The 7,203-nt window shown below is 68.9% G+C and carries 5 protein-coding genes and 1 pseudogene; 2 read left to right on the forward strand and 4 right to left on the reverse strand.

All coding sequences use genetic code 11. From position 1 onward, the window contains the following. The first annotated feature begins 183 nt into the window (after positions 1 to 183). Both ABT009_RS47060 and ABT009_RS47065 read left to right on the forward strand, forming a co-directional pair. Complete coding sequence (locus ABT009_RS47060) at positions 184 to 1,119, forward strand: DUF2199 domain-containing protein (protein WP_351309527.1); 936 nt, start codon at positions 184 to 186, stop codon at positions 1,117 to 1,119. Positions 1,120 to 1,291: 172 nt separating this feature from the next. Next, entirely contained in the window at positions 1,292 to 2,056 is a 765-nt protein-coding gene (locus tag ABT009_RS47065) for a hypothetical protein (RefSeq protein ID WP_351309530.1), read from the forward strand. Positions 2,057 to 2,600: 544 nt separating this feature from the next. Here the strand turns inward: ABT009_RS47065 and ABT009_RS47070 are convergent. From ABT009_RS47070 to ABT009_RS47085, 4 genes and pseudogenes are all read right to left on the reverse strand, one after another. Then, positions 2,601 to 3,242, reverse strand: coding sequence for a response regulator (locus ABT009_RS47070; protein WP_351309533.1), 642 nt, complete (start codon positions 3,240 to 3,242; stop codon positions 2,601 to 2,603). Beyond that, complete coding sequence (locus tag ABT009_RS47075; RefSeq protein WP_351309536.1) at positions 3,239 to 4,459, reverse strand: sensor histidine kinase; 1,221 nt, start codon at positions 4,457 to 4,459, stop codon at positions 3,239 to 3,241. Before ABT009_RS47075 ends, ABT009_RS47070 begins: the two co-directional genes overlap by 4 nt. A 5-nt stretch (positions 4,460 to 4,464) precedes the next feature. Beyond that, positions 4,465 to 6,666, reverse strand: coding sequence for an MMPL family transporter (locus ABT009_RS47080; RefSeq protein ID WP_351309539.1), 2,202 nt, complete (start codon positions 6,664 to 6,666; stop codon positions 4,465 to 4,467). A 233-nt stretch (positions 6,667 to 6,899) separates the two neighbouring features. Beyond that, positions 6,900 to 7,039, reverse strand: a pseudogene (locus ABT009_RS47085) (IS630 family transposase); the annotation flags it as partial. Positions 7,040 to 7,203 lie beyond the last annotated feature (164 nt).

Raw genomic sequence — 7,203 nt, forward strand, 5'->3', positions numbered from 1 at the left:
CACCCGGACAGCCTGGCGACACCGCGCCGTCCGGGCCAGTACCCGAACGGCGTGTCACATCACAACAGGGCAAAGGTTCTCTGATGCGGCACTAGGGCCTGTTCGGCCGTTCAAGAGACTGCAGCACTGCCCTCGTCACCCCGACCGCTGTTCGAGGCCGCCGAGGGGCCTAGGCTGCGCGGCGTGAATACCCCACTGGTCTCCTGTTCCTGCTGCGGAGAGCCGCTCCCGGACGAGCGGCGCATCGATGTCCGCTTCAACCTGCCTGACGCGGCCCTCACCGCTCCGGAGGACGCCCGGCACAGCCCCGGGCCTGCCGCCCTGCTTCGCGTGGACGGCGTCGGCTCCTTCGTCCGCTGCCTGCTCCCCGTCCGACTGACCCACGAGACCGAACTCGTCCTCGGAGTCTGGCTAGAGGTCGCCGACGCCACGCTCCGGGATGTCCACGCCGTCTGGGACGACCCCGCCTACGTGGAGCTGACCCTGCGCGGGACGATCGCCAACGCTATCCGCCCATGGGGCGAAGCCCTGCTGGGCGCCCCCGTCACAGCCCGGGTGAGCGACCCGGGTGAGCTGCCCTACCTCGTCGCCGGCCACCATCCGACAGCCGCACGCGTCCTGGAGGACATCTGGGACCGCGACTACGTCCTCAGCCGCTTCCCGCAACCGCTGCCCGTTGCCGTGCGCACCGACCTGGGCTCGCACTGGTCCGTCGAGCGCACCGCTGGTCTGACGGCCCGGTTCGCCGACGGTGCTGACCAGTTCGCCGGGCTGGGGCGCAGCGTGGCCGTCACCGTGTTTGCGGACGACACCCTGGGCCGTACCCCCGAGGAGTTCCTGGCCGCCCTGCTTGCCGGCGCCCCCGACAGGCTGCCCGGCCAGCGTCTCACGGAACACCTGCCGCGTGGGGTGCGCCACGCGTTCTGGCTAACCCCACGCGACCATGGCCGGGAGCGGCACGAGCTCTACGGATTCACGGTGCCGACCGGCGGCACCGCTGCCGGGGTGTTCTGCACTTACGAGTCGGCGGACGACATCTCCTGGGCCCAGCAAGTGTGGCGATCCCTGCGCTGGGATGGCGCAGCGGACGCTCCCCCCCAAGGGCTTGATCCAGCCTGATAGAAAACGTTAGGTGCGCGGATCATGGCCGCTTCCTCCCGTCGCGAGTGAATTCATGGTCTGGGTTCTTTCTCCGCGCGGCCGAGCTCCTCGGGGCGTAGTAGGCAGGCTCGGCGGCTCCGCGGAGCTGGACAGGGCGGCGGCCGCTTGCCGGACCTGCTACGAGCGTGCGATGCGAGTCCACGGCCGCTGCCCAGACTGCGGCACTGACAGGCTGCTGCCTGGACGGGACGAGGCTGGCACACCGATCTGCCGCGACTGCGCCGACTTCGTCCGCGACTTCTTCTGCGACCGCTGCGGCTTCGAAGGGCTCCTGCTCGGTGGACGCCTCTGCGAGCGCTGCACGCTCGATGACACGCTCGCCCGCCTCCTGGACGACGGCGCCGGTCGTGTTGCCCCTGCGCTCTTGCCGCTGGTCGAGGCCCTGCTGGAGATGGACCAGCCCAAGAGTCGGTTGGCCTGGCTGCGCAACCCCAACGTCGTCCGTCTCCTCCAGGGTCTGGCCACCGGCAGCATCCCGCTGAGCCACGAAGGGCTGCACCATGAGACCCCCTGGCGAAGCGTCGTGCACCTCCGCGACCTGCTGATGGACAGCGGCGTCCTGCCGCGTGTCGACCGGCAGATTCTGCTCTACCAGCGGTGGTTGGCCGAACGGCTCGACACCGTCGAGGACCCGGAGCACCGTCGGCTCCTCCGGCACTTCGCCGTCTGGCACCAGATGCGGCGTCTGCGAGCCAAGGCGGACCGAGGGCCGCTGGGACGCTCCCAGACCAACCACACCAAACAGGAGGTCACCCAAGCTGGTGCCTTCCTTTGTCTGGCTCGCGGCCCGGGGCCGCACCATCGAGAAGTGTCACCAGGCCGACGTGGACGCCTGGCACACCGAGAAGCTGGCTACCCGGCGTCCGGCGCAGGCATTTCTGCGCTCGGTGCATGAGCACCAGCCGGATTGCCCCGCCTCACACTTCCACCCATGGTCACCATCGACTCGCCACGCTGCGACCGGTCCTGAACTGCGACTCGCTGCCGCCGCCGAGCCGGGCTGCGGCCGCGCTCGTTCTCCTCTACGCCCAGCGCGTCACTCGCATCGTCCGCCTCACCGTCGACGACCTCACCGACGATGGCACCTCCGTCACGGCCAGGCTCGGCGATCCACTTTCCCCGCTCCCGGAGCCCATCGCGGACCTGATGCGGGCATACCTTCAATTCCGCGAGCATCTGTCCTACGCCAGCAGCAGAAGCCCCCCTCCAGAAGTGCTTCGAACGCACCACGGTGAACCTACCTGCCCAAGGACGGACCGCGAACACCGCCATCGCCACCCAGAGTGGCCAATCAGAGCCGTCCATGCTGGAATACGCGACACCTCAACATGTGGGCTTACCAGTCTCACGCCCGGATCCGTCGGCCCTGGTGGGCGCCTGACGGAGCGTCGATCGCGGGACCGGTCTGACGTCGTTTTTCTTCCGATGTTCCTCAACCCCTAGGAAGGCCTCCGCAGCAACCCCCGCTCCATCGCCACCACCACCGCCCGGGTCCGGTCGTTCACGTCCAGCTTGGCGAACAGGCGCAGGAGGTGGGTCTTGACTGTGGCCTCGGCGATGACCAGGCGGGTGCCGATCTCGGCGTTGGTGAGGCCGTCGGCGACGGCGTTGAGGACGTCGGCCTCGCGGGCGGTGAGCGGCGGCTGGGCGGGGCGGCGCATACGAGCAACCAGTTTTTCCGCGACCCGGGGCGCCAGGACCGTTTCGCCGCGCGCCGCCGCGTGGATCGCGTCGACCAGTTGCTCGCGGGTCGTGTCTTTGAGGAGGTAGCCGATGGCGCCGGCCTCGACGCCGCGCTCGATCTCGGCGTCAGTGTCGTACGTCGTGAGGATCAGCACCCGGGTGCGTGGATGGGCCGCCACGATCTCCGCCGTCGTCGCGACACCATCCAGCACCGGCATCCGCAGATCCACCAGGGCGACATCGGGTTCGTACGCGGCGACGAGTTCGAGGGCCGCCCGGCCGTCGCCCGCCTCGCCGGCGATCTCGATGGTGGGCTCGGCGGCCAGCAGGGCCACCACGCCGGCCCGCATCACCGTGTGGTCGTCGACCACGATGATGCGCAGCTTGCCGCCGCTCATGCGGTCACCTCGCTCTCCGCAGAGTCCGCGGGATCCGCCGGATCCATCGGAATCGTCGCCAGCACGCGCGTCCCGTCCCCCACCGAGCTGGTAACCGTCAGCTCCCCGCCCAGCTCCGCCAGCCGTTTTCGCATCCCGTCCAGCCCGAACCCCGCCGATTCCCCCACGACGAACCCCTCCCCGTCGTCCGTGACCTCCAGCTCCACCCCGTACGGCTGCCGGGCCAGCACGACGCCGACCGTGGACGCCCGCGCGTGCTTGCGCACGTTGGCCAGCGACTCCTGCGTACAGCGAAGGAGCGCGATCCTGGTCGGCTGGTCGCACTCGATGTCCGCCAGGTCCGCGTCTACCGCGAGCCTGGTGTCCTCCGCGAAGCGGTCCAGGGTCCGGCGCAGCGTCCGCGCCACCGATCCCGCCGCCACCTGCCCCTGCTGCTGCGCGGAGCCGACGAGCTCCCGAGCCTCCGCGAGGTTCTCACGCGCCGTGGACTCGATCGACCGCAACTGCTGCGCGCTGCGCGCAGGATCGCTGTCCAGCCCGGCCCGCGCCGCCTCCGCGAGCACGATGATCGAGGCGAAGCCCTGCGCGAGCGTGTCGTGGATGTCGCGTGCCATCCGCTCCCTCTCGTCAGCCGCTCCCTGGCGCTGATGCGCCGCTGACAGCTCCGCCTGTGTCTGCTCCAACTCGATGATCAGCCGCGCCCGCTCATGACTCTGTGCGACCACGGAGTGCACCCACAGGCCGATCAGCATCCCGACGGCCACCACGATCACGACGGGAACCAGCGTCTCCCCGAAGAACTTCGGCGAAGGGCCGAGTCGCAACCAGCTCCCGGTCAGCGTCGACCCGGTGGCGAGCCCCAGAAATCCGAGCGAGGCCCGTGGCGTACGGCTGAACATCCAGAAGTGCGGCAGTGTCACCATGAACAGCGTCCCGAAAGAACTGCGCAGATACGCGAACACGCCGAGGCCGACGACGAGCACCAGCAGATACGTGTGCGGGCGCAGCACCGGGTTGTCCGGGAACCGGTCGACCACCGCGTAGCAGAGCACCAGGGACCCGAGCAGTCCGAGTGCCCAGTACTTGCTCACCCCTGGCCGGTCCATCGCGGCGAGCCCGATCGCCATCGCGGCGAACAGCACCCAGCACACCGCGTTCCAGCGGCGGAGTGTGGTGGCCCAGAAGGGGTCGGTGGCCTGCCCGGCAGGAGTTGTCATGGCCATTAACGTACGTCTGCCACCGGCGACTTCGCGGGCTCTTGGTGAGGAAGGAGGGGCTGCCGCCGCACCCCGCGCGAGGGCCACCAGCTCGCCTCGCCGAGCAGCAGCATCGCCGCCGGCAGAATCATGATCCGGATGATGAAGGCGTCGAGCAGCACGGCCGCCGCGAGGACGAAGCCGATCTGCTTCATCTCGATGATGTGCAGAAAGACGAAGCTCACGAAGACGGTCATCATCACCACCGCAGCACTGGTCACCACGCTCGCCGAGCTGCGGATGCCGTCCAGTACCGCCTGCCGCGTCGGTACGCCGCCGAGCACGGCCTCCCTGATGCGGCTCACCACGAACACCTGGTAGTCCATCGAGAATCCGAAGAGGATCACGAACAGGAACAGCGGCACCCGCGACCCGATCGACCCGGTGGAGTCAAACTTCAGCAGTCCCTCGGCCCAGCTGCCCTGGAAGACCAGGACGAGCAGCCCGAGTGCCGCGGCCGCGGACAGCAGATTCAGTACGACACCGAGGAGGCCGAGCACCACCGAGCGGAACGCGTACAGGGTCATCGCGAAGGTCACCAGGAGCAACGCGCCGAGGACCAGGGGCAGTTTGCTGTTCTGGTGTGCGGGATAGTCGATGTAGCGGGCCACGTCGCCGCTGACGCCATACTCGGCGCCGTCGATCTGGCCGACGGTGGCGGGCACGTAGTCGTCCCGCAGGTGGTCGAGGGAGTCGTATGCCTCGTCCGTGTTGCCGAGGTGCGGCACGTGCAGCTCAAGGACGCTGATCCGCCGGTCGTCTGACGTCCGTATCCGCCACTCGCCGGTGAACAGCGGGTCGGAGTCGGCCAGCCGGGCCAGCTCCTCCAAGGACGCCGTGATCTCGCCGGAGCGCGCGGCATCGGCGCGTACGACGACATCGTGCGTCACCCGGTGCTCGGGGAAGGCCTCGTTGAGCCGGTCGTACACCTGCATGGCGGGGATCTCGCGGGAGTGTGTGTCCCGGCTCATCTCCGTGATCTTCAGTCCGGCCAGCGGTGTGGCGAGCGCGAGCAAAGCGAGGACCGAGACGCACAGGGTGGCCACCGGATGCCTGTTTGCGGGCCGAAGCAGCGCGGCCCACACCCGGCCGCCCCCGTCGCCCCGCATGCTCCGCGGCACGCGATTGCCGCGCTCGGCACGCCGCCGCGCCGTGCGCTCGGCTCGTTTGCCGAGCTTGACCAGGAGTGCGGGTAGCACAGTCAGGGAACTGAGCACCGCCACCAGGACGACCACGATGGTGCCGGTGGCCAGCGAGGAGAAGATCACGTCGGAGGCCAGATACAGCGTCGCCGTGGAGACCACGACCGCGAGCCCGGAGACCACGACGGCCCGGCCCGAGGTCGCCGCGGCCAGCTGCACCAGCGCCTCGGAGCTCAACCGCCCACCGGAGCGGGCTCGTTCCTCGCGCTCGCGCTTGAGGTAGAAGAGCGTGTAGTCGACGCCGACCGCGAGGCCGATCATCAGGATGACGTTCGTGCCGACCCCGGTGTCCGGCGACAGATGCGAGACCACCATCGAGAGCCCCACGGCCGCCGCGATCGACGACAGCGCGAGCAGCAGCGGCACCCCGGCCATCGTCACCGAACCGAACACGATCAGCAGCGTGACGAGTGTGACGGGCAGCGTGATCTCCTCGGAGAGCGCCAGATCCTCGCCGCGCTGCTTCTCGACGCCCTTGCTGATGGAGGGACTTCCGGTCTCCTCCAGGAGCAGCCCGGGGTTCGCTTTCTGCACGGCCTCGGTCTGCGTGAGCAGCGCGTCGACCTTGTCCTTCGCGTCCCGCTCCTCGCCCTTCACGGCCACCTCGACCATGAGGATCCCGCCGTCCTCGGACAGCAGCGGGGCGGCAACGCTCTCAACCTCGGGCAGCCGCTCGAACCGGGCGGTGAGGTCCTTCGCGGCGGCTTCGGCGGCGTCCTTGTCCAAGGCGCCGGACCGGGCGGAGATCAGAACCTGCTCGGTGGACCGGCGCTCCAGGTGTCCCTCGGCGGCCATCGCCTCGGCCCGGCCGGCCTCGCCGACCCGGTAGTCTGCGGTCTTCGCGCTGTTGACGCCGACAGCGCTGCCGATGCCCAGGCAGAGCACCACGAACACCAGCCAGCCGATGATGGCCCGCCAAGGGTGCAGAGCGCTCCAGCGAGCCGTGCGCACAGTGAATGAGTCCATGCCCAAAAGCGTTGCTGAGCAGGGAAGTCGGCGGACAGAGGTGCTCGGTTGAACTTGGCGTCCACCGATCGGTGGACCCCGGGACTGGGGAAAACCCCAGGCACCCGCACATCCGGCTCACGGCACACAGCCCGGGCGGCCTCTAGGTCCTTTGTCCCAATGGGAGCGGCATCTGTCGTAGTAGGCCCTGGAGTCCTAGCTCAGACACCGGCCGGGAAGTTTCGCCGGGTTGATCAGGCTGCGGGTGCGAGGGGGCGTCCACCCCAGCGGATGCCCTTGTCGCTACGGATACGGGTTCCTTTCGTTGGGCGGCGAGGACGTCGGGGTGGACGGCGTTGGCGTTGCGCCAGCGCAGGTAGCGGTGCAGGGCCTGGGGCTATACCCGGCTCGAACCATTGGGTCGGAGAAAGGGGGCGCAAACGGCATCTGAGAGCAACGCTTTAGAAGCCGTTGTCTTTCCGAGAGTGACGGCTGTGTTTCTGCTGGTCAGACATAGTTCCGCTGTCGTGCGGCAGTGATGGCATGTTGTGTTGTCTC

This window comes from Streptomyces sp. NPDC002896, assembly GCF_040295225.1.
Lineage (GTDB): Bacteria > Actinomycetota > Actinomycetes > Streptomycetales > Streptomycetaceae > Streptomyces.